The organism is Caballeronia sp. LZ033 (assembly GCF_031451265.1).
Lineage (GTDB): Bacteria > Pseudomonadota > Gammaproteobacteria > Burkholderiales > Burkholderiaceae > Caballeronia.
Genome location: NZ_JARUXQ010000004.1, coordinates 956,487 through 978,194 on the forward strand (window position 1 = coordinate 956,487; position 21,708 = coordinate 978,194).

Below are 21,708 nucleotides of genomic sequence, written 5' to 3' on the forward strand. Positions count from 1 at the left end.
TGGTAATGCCCATCATCAACAGCCAAGTCAAGCCGTTCAAAGCAACCGCCTACCACAACGGCGATTTCGTGACCGTCACCGATGAAGACCTGAAGGGCAAGTGGTCGGTGTTCGTTTTCTATCCGGCGGACTTCACGTTCGTGTGCCCGACCGAACTCGGCGATCTGGCAGACCGCTACGAAGAGTTCAAGAAGCTCGGCGTGGAAATCTACTCGGTGTCGACCGACACGCATTTCACGCACAAGGCATGGCACGACACGTCGGACACGATCAAGAAGATCGAGTACCCGATGATCGCCGATCCGACGCTGGCCATCTCGCGCGCGTTCGACGTGCTGATCGAGGAAGAAGGCCTGGCGCTGCGCGGCACGTTCGTGATCAACCCGGAAGGCGAGATCAAGCTGTGCGAAGTGCACGACAACGGCATCGGCCGCGACGCTGGCGAACTGCTCCGCAAGGTTCAGGCAGCCCAGTACATCGCCAAGAACCCGGGTCAAGTGTGCCCCGCCAAGTGGACGCCGGGCGCTGAAACGCTGACCCCGTCGCTCGACCTGATCGGCAAGATCTAAGACCCGCGCCTCCAGCGAGTCGAATGGGACGCACCGCGCGCAAGCGGCGCGTCCAGCAACACCCCAACGCTTACGCTGCGGCGCTGAAAACTTCAGCGCCGTATCGAAGCACGCCTGTACCAGTCACGGAACGGACCTCGCCATGCTCGACGCCAATCTCAAGAATCAGTTGAAAGCCTATCTGGAAAAGGTCATCCGGCCGATCGAACTCGTCGCCTTCCTCGACGACGGCGACAAATCGCGCGAGCTGAAAGGCCTGCTCGACGACATCGCCTCGCTGTCCTCGCGGATCAGCGTCGTCCAGAAAGATGATGCGGGCGCACGCCGGCCGTCGTTCACCATCGGCGAGCCGGGCAAACCTGCGGGCATCCAGTTCGCCGGCATCCCGATGGGCCACGAATTCACGTCGCTCGTGCTGGCGCTGCTGCAGACCGGCGGCCATCCGATGAAGCTCGACGACTCGACCGTCGAACAGATCCGCAATCTCGACGGTGATTTCGCCTTCGAAACGTATTTTTCGCTGACGTGCCAGAACTGCCCGGAAGTCGTGCAGGCGCTGAACATGATGGCGCTCATCAATCCGCGCATCAAGCACGTGGCCATCGACGGCGCGCTGTTCCAGAAGGAAGTGGAAGACCGCCAGGTCATGGCCGTGCCGACGATGTTCCTCAACGGCACAAGCTTCGGCTCGGGCCGCAGCGGCGTGAAGGAAATCCTCGCGAAGCTCGACACGGACGCGCCGGCCCGCGCCGCGAAGGAAATGGAAAACAAGCCGGTGTTCGACGTGCTGATCGTCGGCGGTGGCCCTGCCGGCGCGGCGGCCGCGATCTACGCGGCGCGCAAGGGCATTGCAACGGGCGTCGTCGCGGAGCGCTTCGGCGGTCAGACGCTGGACACGATGGCCATCGAGAACTTCGTCTCGGTGAAGGAAACGGAAGGACCGAAGTTCGCGATGGCGCTCGAACAGCACGTCAAGAACCATGAAGTCGACGTGATGGACGTGCAGCGCGCCGACAAGCTCGTGCCGGGCCGCATCAACGAGATCCATCTCGCGAGCGGCGCGGTGCTGAAGGCGAAGACCGTGATTCTCTCGACCGGCGCGCGCTGGCGCGAAATCAACGTGCCGGGCGAGCGCGAGTATCGCGGCCGCGGCGTGGCCTATTGCCCGCACTGCGACGGCCCGCTCTTCAAGGGCAAGCGCGTGGCGGTGATCGGCGGCGGCAACTCGGGCGTGGAAGCGGCCATCGACCTCGCGGGTCTGGTCGCGGCGGTGACGCTGATCGAGTTCGGCACCGAGCTGCGCGCCGACGCCGTGTTGCAGAAGAAGCTGCGCAGCCTGTCGAACGTGACCATCGTGACGAATGCGCAGACCACGGAAATTTTCGGCGACGGCAAGAAGGTCAACGCGCTCGCTTATACGGACCGCGCCTCGGGCGAAAGCCATCGCGTGGAACTGGAAGGCGTGTTCGTGCAGATCGGCCTGGTGCCGAACACCGAGTGGCTCAAGGGCACGGTGGAGCTGTCGAAGCACGGCGAGATCGTCGTCGATGCGAAGGGCGCCACCTCGCTGCCGGGCGTGTTCGCCGCCGGCGACGTCACCACGGTGCCGTACAAGCAGATCGTGATCGCGGTCGGCGAAGGGGCGAAGGCATCGCTCTCCGCGTTCGATCACCTGATCCGCTCGTCGGTGGACGATGAAGCAGTGGTCGAAGAAGCCGTGACGGCGTAATGCTCGCGGCCCGCATGCCTCGCATGCGGGCTGTTGTCACGAGGACCGGAAGCGAACGGGGCAGCCCGTTCGCTTTTTTTGTTTCATGAGGCAGCGCCGTTGGCAGGCTTCGGTTCGAGCACCAGCGGAAACGTCACCTCGAACACGCTGCCGCGGCCCTTCGCCGAGTCGAAACGCAACTCGCCGTCGAGCGCCCGCGACAGTTCCTTGACGATCGCCAGGCCGAGTCCCGCGCCGGGGATATCGTCATCGGCGGCGCGCTCGAACTCCTCGAACACGCGCTCCTGATCGTCCGGACCAATGCCGACGCCCGTGTCCGCGACCAGCAGCTTCCAGCGCTCGCCGGGCACGGCGGACATGGAAAACACGATTTCTCCCGCCGACGTGTATTTGATCGCGTTCGACAGCAGATTCAGCGCAACCTGCTTCACCTTCAGGCGGTTGGAGGTCACCGCGCCGAGATCGGCGTCGAGCTGGCCGATGAGCTTGAGCCCCTTGGCCTCGGTGGACACGCGGCAGGATTGCATGAGTTCGTCGAACAGGCCGACGGGATCGAACGACTCCACGGTCAGCAGCGAATCGTCGCCGAGAACCTTCGAGTATTCGACCATTTCGTCGACGAGCGTCGCCATGTCGGCGACCTGGCGGTTCGCGAGTCCGAGCGCCGTGTCGCGCTTCGCCGGCGAACGCGATGCCAGTTGCAGCGCCGTGGAGAACACGTTGAGAAAATTGCGCAGGTCGTGGGCGACGCGGCGCGTCACCTGCATGCGCGTTTCATACAGTTCGCTGATGAGCTTCTGCCTGAGCGTCAGCTCGTAGTTGGCGCGCTCGAGCATGCCGGTGTATTCGTCGAGCTTGCGATCGCGCTCGCCCACCGCCTCGCGGATCGACGCCAGCGTGACGAAGCTCACCACTTCGTCGGTCATCAGGCGTGCATGTTCTTCGTCGGCGCGGGAGAAATCGTCATGGGTGCTCGCATACTCGCCGATCGCGAGCAGCAGCACTTGCCGGAACAGATCGAGCTCGCGCACCAGTTCATCGACACGATAGCCCTGCTGCCAGCGCCATTGCCCATGCTGGCGCGCATTGCGTTCGATGGCGCCTTCCTGGTCGCGCATATTGCGCGATTCCAGCACGATGCAGATTTCATTGAAGATGTCCGGCAGATGATCCGCGAGTTGCCGGTACGTGAGCTGGTCGGAGTGTTCGACTTCCTGATCGCCGAACACGAGCTTCATCCATTGCTCGGTAAGCGTCTGCTGCTGTGCGCGCAGCGCGGCCACGAGGCCGTTCGAGCTGCCGACTGACGTGTCGCTCATCTGCCGATTTCCGTTTGAGGGCGCCGCATGAAGCCGCGCAAGGAACCCTGATTCACAGTCGAAAGCACTGCGCCGGGGCGGCTTGCCTGGGGTCGGCCAGCGCCCGCGAACGCCACGCCAGTATAGGACGATGCCTGTTCACAAAGGGGTAATTCCGAGCGTTAACTTGGGCTTTACGATGGGCGTATCGGTAAGCTGTACGTGCGCCAGGTCAGCATGTCCTTCAAGAGCGCCGGCTGGCAGGGAACCAAATCACGCGTACGGATATGTATCCTTTCGGATATAGCCATCTTTCGACCCACATGAATGGAGCCTCACATGACGACGCCCTCGTCGGACTGGCAAGCCGCGCAATACTCCGTGTTCGAGGAACAGCGCACGCGCCCCGTGCGCGATCTGCTCAGTGCCACGCATGCCGCGACGGCGCGCACGGCCGTTGACCTCGGCTGCGGCCCGGGCAATTCGACGCAGACGCTGCTCGACTTCGCGCCCGACGCGCACATCACCGCCATCGACAACTCCGCCGACATGCTCGACGCCGCGCGCAAGCGCCTGCCGCAGATTGCGTTCGAGCTTGCCGACATCGGCGCATGGTGCACCGACAGCCTGTACGACCTGATTCTCGCGAACGCCTCGCTGCAATGGTTGCCCGATCACGCGACGCTGTTTCCGTCGCTCGCGGCCCGGCTGACGCCGGGCGGGCGGCTCGCGGTGCAGATGCCCGACAATCTCGACGAACCCGCGCACCAGGCGATGCGCGCAGCCGCCGCCGACGGCCCCTGGCGCGGCAAGCTCAAAGGCGTCGAGCGCACGGCGCGGCACGGCGCCGAGTGGTACTACACGCGGCTCAAGCCGCACTGCGCGCAGGTCGACGTGTGGCGCACCACGTATCACCATCCGCTCGAAAGCGGCATTGAAGGCATCGTGGAATGGTTCAAGGGCAGCGCGCTGCGGCCGTTCCTCGCGAAGCTCGATGCGGACGAAGCCGAGGCCTTCCTCGACCGCTATCGCGAAGGCCTGCGCGCCGCCTGCACGGTGCAGGACGACGGCACGGTGCTGCTGCCCTTTCCGCGGCTGTTCATCGTCGCGACGCGCTGAGCGCACTGAACGTCACTGCACGCGGCTCTGTTCCCGCAGCATCTGCGCGAACTGCCGCGCCGCCGGCGACAGCGCCCCGCCCTTGCGCGTCACGATGCCGAACGTTTGCGACTTGGACTTCATCCGCACCGGCAGGATGCGCAGCATGCCGTGGCGCTCGAACTCGCGCGCCACGCTGGCGGGCAGGATCGACACCAGCTCGGCGCTCTGCTTGAGCAGGCTCACCGTCAGCAGCGGCGAGGCCGTGGAGATGGGATTGACCGGCATCGGCAAGCCGGCAAGGTCCATTTCGCGTTCGAGCAGCGCGCTCATCGGCATATAGGTGGGATAGGTCACCCAGCGGTAGTGCGCGAGATCGGCGAAGCCCACTTCGCGCGCGCCGGTGCGCTCGTGCCCCTGCCCGACGACGATGCACAACGGTTCGTCCATCAGCGGCTGGTAGTGATACTTCGACGGCTGATCGGACACGCTGGAGCGGCCGATGACGAGATCGACGCGGCCGTCGTCGAGCATCGGCAGCATGCGCGCGCTCGTGTCCTCGAGCACTTCGATGGCGAGATCCGGATGCTTCGCGTGCATTTCGTTGACGATCGGCGCGACCACGCCCGGCACCGCGCCCATGATGGTCCCGACCGTCAGCCGTCCGCCCGTCCCTGCGCGGATCTGCGCGAATTCATGGCAGAGCGAGTTCAGATCGGCGGCCAGCACGCGTGCATAACGCACCACGCAGCGGCCAAAGGGATTCGGAATCAGCCCGGTCTTGGCGCGCTCGAACAGCGGCGCTTCCAGCATCGATTCGAGCTCGGCCAGCGCCTTGCTGGCGGCTGACTGCGTCATGGCCATCGCGCTCGACGCCTTGTGCAGCGACTTGTGGTCGTCCAGCGAGATCAGCAATTGCAGCTGCTTCATGCGCAGCCGCGACATCAGCACGTCCAGTGTGTTCTTCATGGTCTGGCGCCCCGCGCGACGTGGCCGCCGCGCCCGGGGTGATTCCTGAAAGCGATCATGCGATGGAAAGGTTTCACTATACAGCCCGGCGTCGGAGGCCGTATAGTCGGCGCAGGGAGCGGTCATCGTACAACTGGCACCGACAGGCACCAACGGGCCGCCATGAATCCATTCAAGCAAGGACGAGACATCATGCAACTCACAGGCAACCTGCTCATCGGCCAGGAATCGCGCTTCGGCTCGAACGGCTCCATCAAGGCCGTCAATGCATCGACCGGCGCGGCCATCGAACCGGCTTTCGGCGGCGCCACGGCCGACGACCTCGAACGGGCCTGCGCGCTCGCGTGGACGGCGTTCGATCAATATCGCGAAACCTCGCCCGAAGCCCGCGCCACTTTCCTCGAAACCATCGCGCAGAACATTCTCGACATCGGCGACGACCTGATCGAGCGCTGCATGATCGAAAGCGGCCTGCCGCGCGCGCGTATCGAAGGCGAGCGCGGCCGTACCGTCGGCCAGCTGCGCATGTTCGCGGGCGTGGTCCGTAACGGCGATTTCCTCGGCGTGCGCATCGACCCGGCCCAGCCGGAACGCAAGCCGCTGCCGCGCGTCGACCTGCGTCTGCGTCATATCGGCGTGGGCCCGGTCGCCGTGTTCGGCGCGAGCAACTTCCCGCTCGCGTTCTCGGTCGCCGGCGGCGACACCGCATCGGCGCTGGCCGCCGGCTGCCCGGTCATCGTCAAGGCGCACTCGGCGCATCCGGGCACGTCGGAGCTCGTCGGCCGCGCGCTGCAAAAGGCCGTGAAGGATTGCGGCATGCCCGAAGGCACCTTCTCGCTGCTGTTCGACAGCGGCCGCGACATCGGCCAGGGTCTCGTCAAGGACAACCGCATCAAGGCGGCGGGCTTCACGGGCTCGCGCGGCGGCGGCACGGCGCTGATGAAGCTCGCCGCGGCCCGCGCCGAACCGATTCCCGTCTACGCCGAAATGAGCAGCATCAACCCGGTCCTGCTGTTCCCGAGCGCGCTGAAGAACCGCGCCGAAGGCATCGCCAAGGCGTTCGTGGGTTCGCTCGTGATGGGCGCAGGCCAGTTCTGCACGAATCCGGGGCTGGTGCTCGCCATCGACGGTCCGGAACTCGACGCGTTCATCGAAGCCGCCGCTACGGCGCTCAAGGAAACGGCCGCGCAAACCATGCTGACGCCGGGCATCTGCAAGGCCTATCAGGGCGCCGTGACGCGCGCCGCCGAACACGCGGGCGTGACGACCGCCGCGCGCGGCGTCGAGCAGAAGGGCGAGAACCAGGGCCAGTCGGCGCTGTTCGTGACCACCGCCGATGAATTCCGCAAGAGCCATGAACTGCAGGAAGAGATTTTCGGAGCGTCGTCGCTGGTGGTGCGCTGCCCGGACCTCGCCGCGATGCGCGAGCTGATCGAATCGCTGGAAGGCCAGCTGACGGCGGCGCTGCATATCGATGAAGCCGATCACGCCGACGCCCGCACCTTCCTGCCCGCGCTCGAACGCCGCACCGGCCGCATCCTGGTGAACGGTTTCGGCACGGGCGTGGAAGTCGGACACGCAATGGTGCACGGCGGCCCGTATCCGTCGACGGCGGACGGCCGCTCGACCTCCGTCGGCAGCCTCGCGATCAACCGCTTCCTGCGCCCGGTCAGCTACCAGGACCTGCCTGACGCGCTGCTGCCCGACGCCCTCAAGACGGAGAACCCGCTCGGCCTGAACCGCCGTATCGACGGTACGCTGCAACTGGCGAAGTAAGCGCTTTCAAGGTTTCAGCACGGGCCGCTGCGCGTCACGCGCGCTGCGGCCCGTGTTGCTTTTGGGGAGCGATACAGCAATAACGATCGCCTTCCGGACGATGCTTCGGAACCCTGAGAAAGCTGTTTTTCGCCTGGATCTCAAGGGGCTTGAGCGATGCGTCGGCGAGATGCAACAAGACGTTTCAGATGTCGCCAGCCATGACATGCGCGATTTGCTTTGCCATCAGTGGTTTATCCTTCAGTCACGCCCCCTTGTCGGCAAACGGCTAAGGAATGGCGGCTCAAAACCGCCGGGCCGATCCCAAAATGTCAGAAACATAGTGAGCGAGAGAGCGAGACGTATCGCGCGATGCCTGCTCCGGCGCCGCCCATCCGTAGCGATCCGACGCTTTCACATCCATATCCGGGCCATGTGCCGGGCACGTGTGACGTGTCCGGGCACGATACGAGGTGGCGAGACGGCCAGCCGGCCGTTCTGCCGCGTGAGTCATGCAGGTTTCGGCGGCCCGAGATAGGTGCGAAAGGCAATTGACGTCCGAAAGCGGTTGAACCATATTCGGGCTGACGTTTCCACTCGCGGTATGCCACGCGAGGAAACCGTACGAAGGATTGCTGCTGCGGGACTTCGTCCCGATGTTCAGATGCCGCTCAAGCGCGCATCCGGCGGCCACGCGAACAGGCAACCTCACGCACATGTCCTTCGAGGGCTTCAAGCATGACCACGCGTTTGACGTTTCCTGCATCGATGTTCTCCGTCGTCTGCCAGCGGTGCGGCAGCACGATGCGCAAGAACGCCGACAGCTGTCCCAATTGCGGCGCGGACCGCACCGCCGCGCTCGGCGCAAGGCGCGCCGCCGCCCCGGCTTCGGCCAACACCGGCATGTTCGAGCAGACGGCTTCGGCCTCTGCCGCGGCGTCCGCTTCGGCGGGCGCGTCCCTCGGCGGTGGAGACCGTGCCGAACCCTCGCTGCGGCCCGGCTGGCCGGCCTGGGACGCCAAGCGCGCGAGCGAACGCATCGCGCAGAAAGCGGCGGAATACCGCGCGCGGCGCGCGGAAATGCACGCCCGCAGCGCCTACGCCGACTCCAGCAACGACCCCGACGCCCTGCCCGGTTCCGACCGCTGGAGCCGCAACAAGACATTCATCGCGGCGGCATGCGGCGTCGTGCTGCTGGCTGGCGCGGCGTTCTATCTGCAACAGTCCGGCAACTCCGACGGCGACAATGCCGCCTCCGCCGATCACAGCGTCTCCGGCGCCATCGATTCGAAGGTCGGTCCGCTGGTGCGCGGCGCAATCGACACGGGCAACCCGGCTAACAATTCCATCACGCCTGCCCGGCGCGCGCCGGCCGAGCCCCGCGCGCTGGCTTCCGGCGATCCGCTGAGCAGCGTGCGCACCGCCCTCGACCAGCACGATCTCGGCGCGGCCCGCGCGCGTCTCAAGGCGCTTCCCGCGCAGCAGCAGGCGCGCGAGGAGTATGAAACGCTCAAGGACGAACTGGTCAAGCGCGAACTGCAGCGCGACGCCGCGCTGCAACTGGCGCGCGCCTGCGAACGCACGTCCGCATGGGCGTGCGTGCAGCAGAACGCGGGTGAGGCCCTCGCGCTCGATGGCGGCAACGTCGAATCGCAGGCCATGCTGGAACATGTGATCTCGCATGCGGGCTGGCTGGCGCCGAGCGCATCGGCGGCGCTGGCGAAGAAGACGCCGTCGGGTCCCACGGCCGACGCCACCGCTCCCGCGCCCTCCGCGAACGCCGCGAACACGACGCCGAAGCCGGCTGTCGGCGCTCCTGCGCAGGCAAACGTTGCAGCAGCGGCCCCTGCGGCGAAGCCGAACAGCGCCGCGCAGAGAGCGGCCGAGCGGCAGCGCGCGGCGCAACGCAGCGCGGCCGCGCGCGCGGCGGCGGAAGAGGCGCGCGCCGACGCCGCTTACGATTCGCGTGCGGAGAAAATTGCCCGCGCCCAAGTCGCGACCAATGCGATCACGGCGGCGACGGTCGCGCCGTCGCCCTCGGTTGTCACGAAGGTGCCCGCTCCTGCGGTTGTGGCGCCTCCGGCACAGGTGCAGGCGCCCGCGCAAACGCAGGCTGCTGCACAACCGCCCGCGCAGCCGGCTGTCAGAACCATGCCGGCTCCGGCCGCGCAGGCAGCGACGCAGGCGCCCGCGCCAACCCAGTCAGCAACGCAGGCACAGCCGGCCGTCAAAGCCCCGGCTCCAGCCGCACAGGCTGCCGCGCCGCGCGCGCCTTATTATCTCGGCGAAGAAGAGCCGAAGTCCTCCGCGCCGTCCGCCCAGCCCGCCACGCGCGCCGCGAATCCGCGCACGCCCTACTACCTCGGCGAGGACCCGCCGCAGCAGGCAGCGCCCGCCGTGCGATCGGCGGTGCCGCGGCCGCCGCAATCAACGGGACAGAGCAGTTCGATCGAGCCATCCGCTCTCACCGTTCCCACGACAGCCGCGACAACACCGGCGGCCACCACGGCCGCCGCGCCGAAGCCGCCGGCGGCGGTCGCGCAGCCCATGCCGAACGTCGTCGCGCCGCGCGCGGCGGCCGCCGCGGCAACGGCAACGGCGGCGACGGGGACGCCAGCGGCCGCGACCGTAAGCCCCGCGACGACGCCGGCCGTCTCGACGCGCAGTGCGCAGTCCGCTGCGACCGCGGCCTCGCCGCAATTTGCGCCGATGCCGGCGGGCGCGCATCTCGACTCCGACAAATCCGAGGAGCTCGAACGCGCCATCAAGCAGTATGGCTGGAGCAGCAACGGCGACTCGAGCCGAAGCCAGAAGCCTTCGCAATAAGCGATCAGCAAGCGACGGACGACAAAAAGCAGCAAGCCTGACCCGCGCACAAGAAAAAGAATCACGAGCGCCACGACGAAAACAAGCAGAGCACGCAAAACAAGCAGAACAAGAACGAGCAGAGACAGCGGCAGCAGCAAAAAAGCAGCAAAAAAACAGCAGAGACAGCACCGAAAGCACCGACAACGACGACGCATGGCACACACCGCCTTTCGCGCAACGCGCCTTGGGCCGCATGTGAGTGACCACGCACGACCGGATTGCGCGCCAACCGTACGCCACCTTCTCCTGTACCGGCAACGCGCGAGTTTCAGAGCAGACGTCCAACTCCGACCAAGGGACAATCATGTTCATCAAACAACGCATGAGCAATGCCGCACGGGGCCTGCTTGCGCTCGTCGCCGTCACGGGGATCACCGGGTTCGCCGGCGCACCGCTCAGCTTCGCAGCCGATCCGATTCCCTACAAGATCACCACAGGTCAGGAGCGCGGCACCTATATCCAGATCGGACAGGATCTGTCGAAATTTGTGGCCGAACCGGCGGGCATCGAGCTCGACGTGCTGCCGTCGAAGGGCTCCGCCGAAAACGTCCAGCGCATGCGTTATGAGCCGGGCGTGAAGTTCGCGCTGGTGCAGTCGGACGTGTATCAGGCATACATGGACATGGCGACCTCCGGCAACGCGGAAGCCGGCAAGATCATCAAGCCGCTGCGGCTCATCATGCCGCTCTACGACGAGGAGATCTATTTCGTCGCGCGCGCCGATTCGCCGATGAAGAACATCCAGGAAATCAAGGGCAAGAACATCAGCGTCGGGCCGATCGGCAGCGGCACGGCGCAGTCGGCCGAAACGCTGTACCGGCTGATGTTCGGCGAACCGATCGCCGACGCCAACGAGCAGCATCTCAACAACGAGGATTCGCTTGCGAAGCTGATCGTCGGCAAGATCGATGTGGCGGTGATCGTCGCGGGCCAGCCGGCCAAGCTGTTCCAGGACATGAATCCGGAACTGCTGAAGCAGATCAAGCTGCTGCGCCTCGATGCCAGCGCACCCGAAACCGCCCGCGCGAAACAGACCTACTTCCCGGCCACGATCCGCACGTCCAGTTATCCGAACTGGATTCAGGAAGACACGCCGACGCTCACCGTCAAGGCCTTCCTCGTGACCTACGACTACGGTCTGAAGGGCACGGTGGGCGCGCTGTCGAAGTTCGCGGATTCGCTGTGCACCAACTTCGACACGCTGCAGGCGCAAGGGCATCCGAAGTGGAAGCAGGTGCATCTCGAACTGCCGCCGCTCACCCGCGGCTGGAAATACTATCCGCCGATGGAAAAGCACCTGCGCGCCTGCATCGCGCAACGCACGGCGGCGGCGGAGCAGTCGCAGAACCCGACGCGGCAGGTGTCGGCCCGTCAGCAGGATGGCGCGATGCAGCGTGTGAAGAAGGCGACGTGTTCGGCGCAGGAGAAGTTGCTCTTGTTGTGCGATCAGTGATTCGTTGTTACGCGAACCGGACCGGCCACCGTGATCGACGCGCGTGGCCGGCAGCGCGAGTGGAATGATCCGCGGATGCATGCCGTGTAACGGAAACAGTCGCGGTGGTGCGTCCGCATCGACAAGAAAAGCGTTTTTTGAGACACGGTTTCGAGTTAAAACCTGCCTACGGGTCGGCGATGACCCGAAGGAGCCGTGACCGTGCCCAGATCCCAGTATTGCGCGCCGCTGTGCCGCGCCTCGTTTCGCAAGAAGAAGGCTGCCGCGCCCGGAGAGCGCACGCGTAGAAGCCAGCTCGAGCCGCAAATCCAGCGCACCCATACCCAGCCTTTGCCCGGCGTTTCATCGGCTAGTGTGGACGCGTGGGACGAATCGGCATTTTCTGATCCCGCAACCCTTGCAAACAGCGATTACGCTGCGTTCCGCCTGCTCGTGCACACCGTCAACTGCGGCGAACTCGAACGCGAGAACGGCATGCAGCTGTTCCGCGAGGGTACAAAGGCGCTGAATCAGTGGGACACGATCAGCGCCAGCGTCATCGACGAAAACAACCGCTTCACCTATGCGACGGTGGGCGTCGTGTTGCGCGCTCCGAAGCAGAACATTCTGCTGACGTCGTTCAAGGACATGGATTTCGATGGCAACAAAGGCAATCTCGATCGTCAGAAAAACTGGCTGATCCCGAGTCAGGCCGCCCGAATCCAGGCGATGCCCGCTCATGGGCGCAACGGCCTTCTGATGCGGCACATTCTCGATCAGGCGGACCGGTATCCGATCATTTCGCCCGAGGAAGTACTCGCAAGCACTAAAAGGCTCCATCAGGAACACAACGAAGTCATCGTGATGACGCGGCCCGATGTCTTCATCCAGCGCGGCGCCTTCGACGGCGAAAGGCTCATCAAGACCGGGCCGGTCGAAATCGCGGCGATCTTTCGGGCCCGGGGCGAGAGCAAGGCCGCTTTTCCGAATGCGAACAAGGAGGCGCTCATCGCCGAAGCCATACGGCTGGCGCAGGAAAACCTGGGCGACTTTCCATTGCTCGAAATCCCCGACATGGTCACGAACGTCGATTGACTCTTCCGGCGCTCAACAACGCCGCGAGCCGCGTCATGCCTTCTTCGATGACCGCTTCCGCCGTTCCGCCATAACCGAGCAGCACGCCTTGCTGCGTCGGCTGGCCTGCATAAAACCTGCGTATCCCGGCAACTCCCACCGACACGCCCCGCGCCGCCGCGACGATCTCGTCCTCGCGCCCCGGCGCCTTGAGCCGCGCGACCAGATGAATGCCCGCCGACGCCGGCAGCGGCTCGAACCATGGCGCAAGCGCGCCGTTCAGATGCGCGAGTAACCGGGCGCGCCGCCCCGCATAGGCCTTGTGCATGCGCCGCAGATGCCGCGCGAATTCGCCGTCGAGCATGAAGGCGCCGAGCGCCGTCTGCGTCAGCATGCAGCCGTGCCAGTCGCAGATTTGCCGGGCCTGCCATAGCGGCACGGACAGGCTCGGCGGCGGCACCACATAGCCCAGCCTGAGATCGGGAAACAGCGTCTTCGAGAACGTCCCGACATACGCCACGACGCCCGCGTGATCCAGACTCTTCAGCGACTCCATCGGCCGTCCCTCGAAGCGGAATTCGCCGTCGTAGTCGTCCTCGACGATCACCGCTCCTCGCCGCGCCGCCCATTCGAGCAACGCGACGCGCCGTTCGAGACTCATCGGCATGCCGAGCGGGAACTGGTGCGACGGCGTCACGTAGACAAGCCGCGTGTTGCGCGGCAGCCTGCTCACGACGATGCCCTCGCCGTCCACCGGCACGTGCGCGAGCCGCGCGCCCATCGACGCAAACAAGGCGCGTGCCGGCGGATAACCGGGCTCCTCGACGGCGACGACATCGCCCGGACGGATCACGACGCGCGCCAGCAGATCGAGCGCCTGTTGCGCGCCCTGCGTGACCAGCACGTCCTGCCAGTTGCAGGTCACCGCGCGGCTGAACGCGAGATAGCGCGCGATGCCCAGCCGCAGTTCCTGCTCGCCGCCCGGGTCGCGATAGCCCGCCACGCCGCCGTCCGCGCGCGCCTGCGTGCGCAGCGCGCGGTTGACGCAGCGGCGCCACGCGTCGTGCGGAAACAGCGTCCGGTCGGTCACGCCGCCCTTGAAGTCGCAATCGAGCGGTTCGCCGGCGGGCGGCATCGGCATGGTCATGCGCTCGGGCAGCTGGCGCCAGATGCCGGCGGCACGCGCACGGGCCGACTGCGGTTCGGCGCGCGCGCCGGGCAAACGCGCGAGGCCATCGGCGACGAAGGTGCCGTCGCCCGCGCGCGTGCGCAGGAAGCCCTCGGCGATCAGGCGCTCGAAGACGTCGAGCGTGGTCTTGCGCGACACGCCGAGCTGGGCGGCGAGATTACGCGTGGAAGGCAGGCGTGCATGCGCGGCGAGGCGCCCTTCGACGATGCCCGCGCGCAGTTGCGCATAGATCTGGCCGGTGAGGTCGCGACGGCCGTGCAGCGTGATATGGATGTCCACGGTTTCGAGAGTACGCGCGGTGTTGAATGGGCTTGCGACGAACGCGCTGACCGGCTTATCCCGCCGCGCCGAACACCGCCTGGCACAAGGTCTCGCCCTGCTCGCTGAGCCACGCGCTGCCGGTGCCGTCCTCGTTGATCGTCACCTGCACCAGCCCGGCGTCTTCGAGCCCGGTCAGCTGACGCCTGAGCGTGCTCATCGGCAGACCGGACTGCTTCGCCAGTTTCGCCAGCGACCAGGCCCGCTGCGGCGACCCTTCCCGCGCGCGCCACAGTTGTTCCAGCACGGCGACCAGCGCCGGATCGATGTCATCGCTCATCTTCTGTCTCCCTTCTCCCTGCGCGCGGCAATCTCGCCCGCCAGCGCGCCCAGCCGCCGCAACGCGGCTTCGCTTTGCGCCGTCCACGGATAGCTGTAGTTGAGCCGGATGTAATGGCTGAAGGCATTGCGCGTCGAGAACATGTAACCCGGCCCGACCGTGATGCCGCAATCGAGCGCCGCGCGATAAAGCCGCATCGAATCGACGTGTTCCGGCAGTTCCACCCACAGTACATAGCCGCCCTGCGGCGCCGAGGTACGCGTGCCCGCCGGAAAGACGCGCTCGACCAGCGCGGTCATGATGCGCGCCTGCTGCCGGTAGAGCCGCCGCACGCGCCGCAGATGCCGGTCGTAGCCGTCCTGGCGCAGATAATCGGCGATGGCGATCTGCGGCACGGACGGCGTCGTCAGCGTGTTGAGGAACTTGAGCTTCTCGACCTGCGCCCGGTAGCGCCCCGGCATCGCCCAGCCGATCCGGTACGACGCCGTCAGGCTCTTCGAGAACGACGCGCAATGCAGCACGAGGCCCTTGGTGTCGAAGTTCTTGAGGGTCGTCGGGCGCGTGTCGCCGTAGTAGAGCTCGTGATAGACATCGTTCTCGATGACGGGAATATCGTGCTCCGTGAGCAGTTCCACGAGCGCGCGCTTGCGTTCGTCGGGCATCTGGAAGCCGAGCGGATTCTGGAAGTTCGGCATCACCATGCACGCGGCAATCTTGCGCTTCGCGATGATCTGCGCGAGCGCCTCGACATCGATGCCGTCGACGGGATGCGTCGGCACTTCGATCGCGCGCATGCCGAGCCGCTCGATCGCATGCAGCATCGCGTAATACGTGGGCGACTCGACCGCGACCGTATCGCCCGGCCTGGCGACCGCCTGCAGGCTCAGGTTGATCGCCTCGGTCGCCCCGACGGTGATCACGATCTCCTCCGGATTCACCGGCACGCCGTTCTCCGCGTAACGCCGCGCAATCTGCCGGATCAGCTCGGGATTGCCGGGCGGCAGGTCGTCGATCAGGTTCCAGCTCGAATGCCGCCGCGCGATGGCGTTCGCGTACTGGTTGATGCGCCGCCAGGGAAACGGCTCGGGATCCGGATACGGCGAGCCGAACGGCACGGCGTCGTGCGCGCGGATGCTGCGCAGCGTCGACAGCACCAGCCGGCTCACGTCCACCTCCGATGCCGTGGCGCTCACCCGCTTCGGCGCGGCCTGGGCCACGCCCGCCGGCGGTTTCGCGCGCACGAAATAGCCGGACTGCGGCCGCGTCTCCAGCACGCCGCGGCTTTCGAGGATTGCGTAGGCGTGCAGCACCGTCTTGATGCTCACGCCGTGCTGCTGGCTCGCCTGCCGCACCGACGCGATCTTCTCCCCCGCCGCGAACACGCCGCGGCGCACGGCTTCCTCGATTTCGTCGGCAAGCTTTTCGTAAAGTTTCAATGGATGCTTTCCCTGGAGACTTCTCGGCGGGCCTGACTGTGCAGTCTAGGGCAAAACGCCGCAACTGTATCCCTCGAATTTCGCTTTTTCTGTGCGCCGCGTTCGTTTCGGGACACAGTAGGCTCCTCTCATTGCACGCTCTGCCTGATCCGAACGCCATGAAGAAGCCCGAAGCCCGCATCGAACCTTATACGCACCCGGCCGCGGGCTGGGGCGCGTTGAAGCAGGTCGCCATCAACCTCGTCAAGGAGCGCGTGGCGGGCGGGAACTACCGGACGCTCTTCAAGCAGAACCAGCCCGACGGCTTCGATTGTCCCGGCTGCGCGTGGCCCGACCGCGAGCACGGCTCGACCTTCGAGTTCTGCGAAAACGGCGTGAAGGCCGTCGCCGCCGAAGCGACCAGCAAGCGCGTGACGCCTGCGTTCTTCGAGCAGCACACGGTGAGCGCGCTGATGGCGCAGACCGACTATGAACTGGAACAACACGGCCGTCTGACCGACCCGCTCGTCTACGACGCGAAGCGCGACCGTTACGTGCCGATCGAATGGAACGATGCGTTCGAGCTGATCGCGTCGCACCTGAAGCAGCTCGACGATCCCGACCGCGCCGCCTTCTATACCTCGGGCCGCGCGAGCAACGAAGCCGCATTCCTGTATCAGTTGTTCGTGCGCATGTACGGCACCAACAACTTTCCCGACTGCTCGAACATGTGCCACGAGGCGACGAGCCGCGGCCTGCCGCATACGGTGGGCGTCGGCAAGGGCACGGTCACGCTCGACGACTTCGAGCACGCCGACACGCTGCTGCTGTTCGGCCAGAATCCCGCGACGAACCATCCGCGCATGCTCGGCGAACTGCGCGAGTGTGCGAAGCGCGGCGCGACCATCGTGTCGATCAACCCGCTGAAGGAGCGCGGTCTCGAGCGTTTCGCGAGCCCGCAGCACACGCTCGACATGCTGTCGCCGAAGGGCGTGAAGATCAGTTCGGTGTTCATCCGCCCGAAGGTGGGCGGCGACTTCGCGCTCATCAAGGGCGTGGCGAAGCGCGTGATCGAACTGGACGATGCGGCCGTGGCGAACGGCGGCGAGCGCGTCCTGGATGTCGCGTTCATCGCGGAGCACACGGTGAACTTCGACGCCTTCGCCGACGACCTGCGCGCCGAAAGCTGGGACGCGATCCTCGCGGAATCGGGCGTCGAGCGCGACGACCTGCTGAATCTCGCCGATATCTACGTGAAGGGCCGCGCCGTCATCTCGACGTGGGGCATGGGCCTCACGCAGCACAAGAACTCGGTGCCGACCATCCAGCTGCTGTCGAACCTGATGATGATGCGCGGCAATATCGGCCGGCGCGGCGCGGGACTGTGCCCGGTGCGCGGCCACTCGAACGTGCAGGGCGACCGGACCGTGGGCATCGAAGAAAAGCCGACCCAGGCCTTTCTCGACCGGCTCGGCGCGGCCTATGACTTCGAGCCGCCGCGCGAGCATGGATATGACGTGGTCGAAACCATCCACGCGATGCTCGAAGGCAAGGTGAAGGTGTTCATCGGGCTGGGCGGCAATTTCTCGATCGCGACGCCCGACACGCCGCGCACCTGGGAAGCGATGCGCGCATGCGACCTCACCGTGCACATCACGACCAAGCTCAACCGCAGCCATCTGGTGCACGGCCACGACGCACTGATCCTGCCGACGCTCGGCCGCACCGAAATCGACCTGCAGAACGGCGTGCCGCAAGGCGTGTCCGTGGAGGACTCGATGAGCATGGTGCACATCTCGTACGGCATGAACAAGCCGGCCTCGCCGAACCTGCTTTCGGAAGTGGCGATCGTCGCGCGCATGGCGCAGGCGACACTGGGTTCAAGCAAGGTGGACTGGCTCGCGCAGGCGGGCAACTACGCGCTGATCCGCGACGGCATCGAAAAGGTGATCGACGGCTTCGGGCGCTACAACGAGCGCCTCAAGCAACCGGGCGGCTTCCATCTGGGCGTGGCCTCGCGCGAGCGGGTGTGGAAGACGCCGAGCGGCAAGGCGCAGTTCATCGTGCATGCCATTGCGCACGACACGCCGATTCACCGGGCCCGCGCGCGTCACGGCGAGCGCCTGATGACGCTGATGACCACTCGTTCGCACGACCAGTACAACACGACCATCTACGGCCTCGACGACCGTTACCGCGGCGTGTACGGACAGCGTCACGTGTTGTTCGCGAACCGCGAGGACATCGACCTGCTCGGCTTCGAGCCGGGCGAGCGGGTGGACATCACGAGCGTGTGGGACGACGGCGTGGAGCGCCGCGTGAACGGCTTCACCCTGGTGGAATACGACATTCCGCGCGGCTGTCTCGGTGCGTATTACCCGGAGACGAATCCGCTCGTGCCGCTGTCTTCCGTCGCGGATGGCGCGGGCACGCCGACCTCGAAGTCCATTCCGGTGCTGCTGAGCCGCTCTGTCGCTGCGATGGCTGCTTGAGCCATGCGCGCCGGCGCTGGCGGATGCGCCGCTCGAACGCCCGCGCGCCACTGAAACGGCAGTGGATGAACCCGCCCAGTGCGGCGAAGATCGTCAGGCCGACAATCCAGCCGCCGGCGAAACTATGGAGCCTGCCGCTGAACCACACGATGCCGGCCATGGCCGAGCCGAACACCGTCATCACGATGGCAAACGGCGGGCAATGCTCATGTTCGATCCTGACCTGGCTCCAGGCGCCCAGCCGCTGGCGGTAGCCGCTCACGGAGTGCCGGTTGATGGCATGACTCATCATTTTCTCCGTGGTCTCGCTTCGATTGTTTCGAAGCAACCATACGAAAACGGAGAACCCGCCACCATCGGACGATTCCGAAACCGCCGCGCGCCGCTTTACTTGGCGCCGGCGAACTCCTGGACTTCGGCATCGGCTTCGCCGGCGAGCGGCACGACGCCCGACGGCCCCGACGCATGCGGATGCAACAGCAACGCAACGAGCCCGCTCCAGCCCGTCTGATGCGAGGCGCCGACGCCGCGCCCGTTGTCGCCATGAAAGTATTCGTGGAACAGCACGAGGTCACGCGAACGCGGGTCTGCCTGCAATTGCGGATAGGCGCGCATCACGGGACGCTCGCCGTTTGCATCGAGCAGGAACAGCGTGCTGACGCGGCGCGCGAGTTCATCGGCGATCTGCGCGAGCGAAAACTTCTGGCCTGACCCGGTCGGATATTCGACGCGGAAGTCGTCGCCGTAATAGCGGTGAAACTCGCGGATCGATTCGATGAGCAGGAAGTTGACCGGCATCCACACCGGGCCTCGCCAGTTCGAATTGCCGCCGAACACGCGCGAGTCCGACTCGCCCGGCAGATAGCGGATGCTGAAGCTTTCGCTGTTGTGATAGAAGACGAACGGGTTGTCGAGATGGACGCGCGACAATGCCCGCACGCCGTGGTCCGAGAGGAACTCGGTTTCATCGAGCATGCGCTTGAGCAGCGCCTTCATGCGATGCCCCCGCAGCAGGGACAGCAGCACGCTGTTGCCGCGCCCCGCGATATTCCAGCGCGACACGAGCTTTGCCAGATCCGGACGATGTTCGAGGAACCAGTGCATGCGGTCGCGCAGTCCCGGCAGCGAGCCGTGCACGCGCGGCTCCAGCACATGCACGGCAAACAGCGGACTCAGCCCGACGATCGAGCGGATGCGCATCGGCACGTTACTGCCGTCCGGCAGGCGCAGCTTGTCGTAGAAGAACTCGTCTTCCATGTCCCACAGGCCGGTATCGCAATCGTCCTCGCAGCTCACGGCCTCGGCGATGTACAGGAAGTGCTCGAAGAACTTCACCGCGATGTCGATGAACACCTTGTTCGCATACGCGAGTTCGAGCGCGATGCGCATCAGGTCGAGCGCATAGGCGGCCATCCACGCGGTGCCGTCGGCCTGGTCGATGTGACCGCCGGTCGGCAGCGGCGACGAGCGGTCGAAGATGCCGATGTTGTCCAGCCCGAGAAAGCCGCCCTGGAAGATGTTCTTGCCGTCGGCGTCCTTGCGGTTGACCCACCACGAGAAGTTCAGCAGCAGCTTGTGGAACACGAGTTCGAGGAAGTCGCGGTCGCTCTTGCCGGTGATCGCGCGGTCGATCTCGTAGACCCGCCACGTGGCCCACGCATGCACGGGCGGATTGGCGTCGCCGAAGGCCCATTCGTAGGCGGGCAGTTGTCCGTTCGGATGCTGATAGCGGTCTTTCACGAGCAGCAGCAATTGCCGCTTGGCGAATTCCGGATCGATCAGCGCGAAGGCCGCTGCATGGAACGCGAGATCCCACGACGCATACCACGGGTATTCCCACTTGTCCGGCATCGACACGATGTCCGCATTGCACAGGTGCCGCCAGTCCACGTTGCGCCCGAAGCGCCGCTGTTTCGGCGGCGTGGGCTGCAAGGGATCGCCGTCGAGCCAGCGGGTGACGTCGAACTGGTAGTACTGCTTCGACCACAGCATGCCGGCCAGCGCCTGCCGCTGCACGAGCCGCTGATCCACGCCGGCGATGTCGTGCTGGAGCGCGCCATAGAACTCGTCCGCTTCGGCGATGCGGCGCTCGAACAACGCATCCGCGTCGAGCGGCACGGCATCGGGCGCCGATTCGGGCCGCCAGCGCAGATAGACCACTGCGCGGCCGTGCGGCTCCAGCGCGAGATGCACATGAGCCGCGGCGCGCGTGCCGGAGGCGCGGCGGATGGCGGTCTCGTCGCCGTTCACCAGGTAATCGTTGAAGCCGTCCTTGAACGGCCCTTCGCCGTCCATGCCGTGCAGGCGCCGGACATTGGTTTCGTTTTCGCAGAAGAGCCAGTCCACCGCCGCGTCGTCCGCCGACCACGCCGTCACCACCATCGGCTCGTGGCCGGTCTGTTCGGCGAGCACATAGGTGCCTTGGCCCTCCACCGTCTCCTGCGTGAGCGACGGCTTCACAGGCGTCGGCCGCCACGACCAGCTGTTGCGCGCCCAGATCTGCGGCAGCACGTCGAGCGCGGCTGCCACCGCGCCGCGATTCTCGACGGTCACGCGCATCACGATGTCGTCGGGCGTGTGCTTCGCGTATTCGACCTGCACGTCGAAGTAGCGCTCGCCGTCGAAGACGCCGGTGTCGAGCACTTCGTACTCGGGGACTTCCGCGCTGCGCCGGCCGTTTTCATCGACGAGATCGGCGTAGGGAAATGCCGCATGCGGATACTTGTAGAGCATGCGCATGTAGGAATGGGTCGGCGTGCCGTCGAGGTAGAAGTACAGCTCCTTGACGTCTTCGCCGTGATTGCCCTCCTGGTTCGTCAGACCGAAGAGCCGCTCCTTGATGATCGGGTCCGCGCCGTTCCACAGCGCCAAAGACACGCACCAGTTGAGCTTGTCGTCGCCGAACCCGGCGAGACCGTCCTCGCCCCAGCGGTAGGCGCGGCTGCGCGCGTGATCGTGGGGAAAGTATTCCCAGGCGGTGCCGAACTCGCTGTAGTCCTCGCGCACCGTGCCCCATTGACGCTCGCTCAGGTACGGTCCCCAGCGCTGCCAGTGCGCGCAATCGGCCGAATGGAGCCGTGAGCCCTCGACGGTGTCGATCTGATTGACGGGGCGCGATTTCGGCATGAACGTCTCCTGAAGTGCGGGCGCGCTGAACCTCGCCCGGACCTTGTCCAGGCCATGCGCGAACCCTCTGGCAAGAGCCGTAATTTAGCGCGTTTG

15 protein-coding genes are annotated in these 21,708 nt (G+C 65.8%); 9 read left to right on the forward strand and 6 right to left on the reverse strand.

All coding sequences use genetic code 11. The annotated features are described in order from the left end of the window. Positions 1-5: 5 nt before the first annotated feature. Both ahpC and ahpF read left to right on the forward strand, forming a co-directional pair. A complete protein-coding gene (gene ahpC / locus QCE62_RS31650; RefSeq protein WP_309820620.1) occupies positions 6-569 on the forward strand; it encodes an alkyl hydroperoxide reductase subunit C in 564 nt (187 codons plus the stop codon). Positions 570-711: 142 nt separating this feature from the next. Then, positions 712-2,298, forward strand: coding sequence for an alkyl hydroperoxide reductase subunit F (gene ahpF, locus QCE62_RS31655; RefSeq protein ID WP_309926698.1), 1,587 nt, complete (start codon positions 712-714; stop codon positions 2,296-2,298). Positions 2,299-2,381: 83 nt separating this feature from the next. Here the strand turns inward: ahpF and QCE62_RS31660 are convergent, their stop codons facing one another. Continuing rightward, positions 2,382-3,617 (reverse strand): HAMP domain-containing sensor histidine kinase, encoded by a 1,236-nt coding sequence (locus QCE62_RS31660; RefSeq protein ID WP_309926700.1) that lies wholly within the window; start codon positions 3,615-3,617, stop codon positions 2,382-2,384. A gap of 318 nt (positions 3,618-3,935) precedes the next feature. On the opposite strand from QCE62_RS31660, the gene tam reads away from it, so the two are divergent. Then, entirely contained in the window at positions 3,936-4,715 is a 780-nt protein-coding gene (gene tam / locus QCE62_RS31665) for a trans-aconitate 2-methyltransferase (RefSeq protein WP_309926702.1), read from the forward strand. Between the two features lie 12 nt (positions 4,716-4,727). Here the strand turns inward: tam and QCE62_RS31670 are convergent, their stop codons facing one another. Continuing rightward, on the reverse strand, positions 4,728-5,663 hold the full coding sequence (locus QCE62_RS31670) for a LysR family transcriptional regulator (RefSeq protein ID WP_309926704.1): 936 nt from the start codon (positions 5,661-5,663) through the stop codon (positions 4,728-4,730). A gap of 192 nt (positions 5,664-5,855) precedes the next feature. Here QCE62_RS31670 and QCE62_RS31675 point away from each other — a divergent pair, with 192 nt between their 5' ends. The 4 genes from QCE62_RS31675 (at position 5,856) to QCE62_RS31690 (ending at position 12,813) form a co-directional block, all read left to right on the forward strand. Further along, positions 5,856-7,439: an aldehyde dehydrogenase (NADP(+)) gene (locus QCE62_RS31675; RefSeq protein WP_309926705.1), complete on the forward strand. Its 1,584-nt coding sequence runs from the start codon at positions 5,856-5,858 to the stop codon at positions 7,437-7,439. A gap of 717 nt (positions 7,440-8,156) precedes the next feature. Then, a complete protein-coding gene (locus tag QCE62_RS31680; RefSeq protein WP_309926707.1) occupies positions 8,157-10,244 on the forward strand; it encodes a zinc ribbon domain-containing protein in 2,088 nt (695 codons plus the stop codon). Between the two features lie 346 nt (positions 10,245-10,590). Then, a complete protein-coding gene (locus tag QCE62_RS31685; protein ID WP_309820634.1) occupies positions 10,591-11,739 on the forward strand; it encodes a TAXI family TRAP transporter solute-binding subunit in 1,149 nt (382 codons plus the stop codon). Positions 11,740-11,940: 201 nt separating this feature from the next. Further along, positions 11,941-12,813 (forward strand): hypothetical protein, encoded by an 873-nt coding sequence (locus QCE62_RS31690; RefSeq protein WP_309926708.1) that lies wholly within the window; start codon positions 11,941-11,943, stop codon positions 12,811-12,813. Here the strand turns inward: QCE62_RS31690 and QCE62_RS31695 are convergent. The 3 genes from QCE62_RS31695 to QCE62_RS31705 are packed head-to-tail and all read right to left on the reverse strand — an operon-like array spanning position 12,797 to position 16,015. Beyond that, positions 12,797-14,260, reverse strand: a complete 1,464-nt coding sequence (locus QCE62_RS31695; RefSeq protein WP_309926710.1) for a PLP-dependent aminotransferase family protein — start codon at positions 14,258-14,260, stop codon at positions 12,797-12,799. The two genes, QCE62_RS31690 and QCE62_RS31695, sit on opposite strands and share 17 nt — an antisense overlap. Positions 14,261-14,315: 55 nt before the next feature. Further along, a complete protein-coding gene (locus tag QCE62_RS31700; RefSeq protein WP_309926712.1) occupies positions 14,316-14,579 on the reverse strand; it encodes a helix-turn-helix domain-containing protein in 264 nt (87 codons plus the stop codon). After that, a complete protein-coding gene (locus QCE62_RS31705; RefSeq protein WP_309926714.1) occupies positions 14,576-16,015 on the reverse strand; it encodes a PLP-dependent aminotransferase family protein in 1,440 nt (479 codons plus the stop codon). Before QCE62_RS31705 ends, QCE62_RS31700 begins: the two co-directional genes overlap by 4 nt. 158 nt (positions 16,016-16,173) lie before the next feature. On the opposite strand from QCE62_RS31705, the gene QCE62_RS31710 reads away from it, so the two are divergent. Both QCE62_RS31710 and QCE62_RS31715 read left to right on the forward strand, forming a co-directional pair. Next, complete coding sequence (locus QCE62_RS31710) at positions 16,174-18,486, forward strand: FdhF/YdeP family oxidoreductase (protein ID WP_309926715.1); 2,313 nt, start codon at positions 16,174-16,176, stop codon at positions 18,484-18,486. 65 nt (positions 18,487-18,551) lie between these two features. Then, complete coding sequence (locus QCE62_RS31715; protein WP_309926717.1) at positions 18,552-18,740, forward strand: hypothetical protein; 189 nt, start codon at positions 18,552-18,554, stop codon at positions 18,738-18,740. Between the two features lie 133 nt (positions 18,741-18,873). Here QCE62_RS31715 and QCE62_RS31720 read toward each other — a convergent pair whose 3' ends face one another. Continuing rightward, complete coding sequence (locus tag QCE62_RS31720) at positions 18,874-21,612, reverse strand: MGH1-like glycoside hydrolase domain-containing protein (protein WP_309926719.1); 2,739 nt, start codon at positions 21,610-21,612, stop codon at positions 18,874-18,876. Positions 21,613-21,708 lie beyond the last annotated feature (96 nt).